The following is a 1,511-nucleotide window of genomic DNA, read 5'->3' on the forward strand; positions in this document are numbered from 1 at the left end:
AGACATTAATTTTATGTTTTTACTAGAGGGTGCATCCGCTCCGGATCACTCAACATTTGCTAGGTTCAGAAGCTTACATTTTTCTCCATGTGCTAAAAGAATTTTAGGTAAAATGTCTAATTTTCTTTATGAAATTGGTGAGATATCAGGAGATGCTATCTTTATTGATGGCACAAAAATAGAAGCTTATGCAAATAAATATACTTTTGTCTGGAAAAAGGCAGTTACAAAAAACATGGCAAAATTGCTAATTAAAGTGGCCGCCCTTGTTAAAGAGTGCGAAGAACTTTATGACATTAAGTTAATCTATAAAAATGAAGTTCAAATGAAACATGTAAAAAAGCTTAGAAAAAAGCTTTATGTACTAAAGAAATCAGAAGGAATAGAATTCGTTCACGGATGTGGGAAAAGAAAAACTGCATTGCAACGATCAATAGAAAAACTTGAAGAATATCTTTCAAAGTTTAAAGAATATACTCAAAAAGTTTACACTTGCGGAGATAGAAACAGTTACTCAAAAACTGATGTTGATGCTACATTTATGAGGATGAAAGAAGATGCTATGAAAAACGGTCAACTTAAGCCAGCTTATAATGTGCAGCATGGTGTAGATTCAGAATATATTACATGGCTTACAGTTGGACCACAACCAACGGATACAACTACGCTAATACCTTTCTTGAAAAGCATGGAAGAAAACTTAAAATTTAAATACTTAAAAATAGTTGCAGATTCTGGATATGAAAGTGAGGAGAACTATTCATTTATTGAAGAAAATAATCAAATAGCATTTATTAAGCCATCTAATTATGAAATATCAAAAACAAGAAAATATAAAAATGATATCGGTAAAATAGAAAACATGGATTACAATGAAGAAAAAGATTTCTACATATGCCGAAATGGTAAGCAGTTACAGGCTGAAAATATAAAAATTAGAAAATCTAAAACAGGATATGAAAGTGAAAAGACAATTTATGTTTGTGAAGATTGCAATGATTGCACTTACAAGGGGAGTTGCATCAAAGGGAATAATTGTAAAACTCCTTTGGAAGAAAGAGTAAAAAGATTTGAAACATCAAAAAAGTTTAATCGCCAAAGAAAGTCTGATTTAGAAAAAATTCTAAGCGAAGAAGGTTGCTTGCTTAGAATGAACAGAAGTATTCAAGCAGAAGGTTCTTTTGCACAAATAAAACAAGACATGAATTTCAGAAGATTTATGTGTCGTGGGCAAAAGAATGTATTAGCAGAAAGTATACTTCTTGCAATGGCGCACAATATAAATAAATTACATAGTAAAATACAAACGGGCCGCACTGGTAAGCACTTATTTGAATTGAAGAAAGCCTCATAAGTTAAATTTTAAAAAAGCCTTTTTTCTGAGGCTTATTGAAGTGCGCCTATTTTTAGTTGATTTACATGCAAATAAAAATAACACCTAAAAAGTTAATTTATAGAATAGAAAAAGGAGCTATCGCTAACGGATTTTAATCCACTAATGCGACAGCTCC

At 31.2% G+C, this 1,511-nt stretch carries 1 protein-coding gene; it reads left to right on the top strand.

Features of this window, described 5'->3' with window-relative positions; all coding sequences use genetic code 11:
• Nucleotides 1–1,354: IS1182 family transposase (locus AAT22_RS10085; protein WP_047001106.1), on the top strand; the 1,354-nt coding region annotated here is incomplete at its 5' end.
• Between the last annotated feature and the right edge of the window lie 157 nt (nt 1,355–1,511).

The organism is Clostridium sp. C8, assembly GCF_001010885.1.
GTDB classification, from domain to species: domain Bacteria; phylum Bacillota; class Clostridia; order Clostridiales; family Clostridiaceae; genus Clostridium; species Clostridium sartagoforme.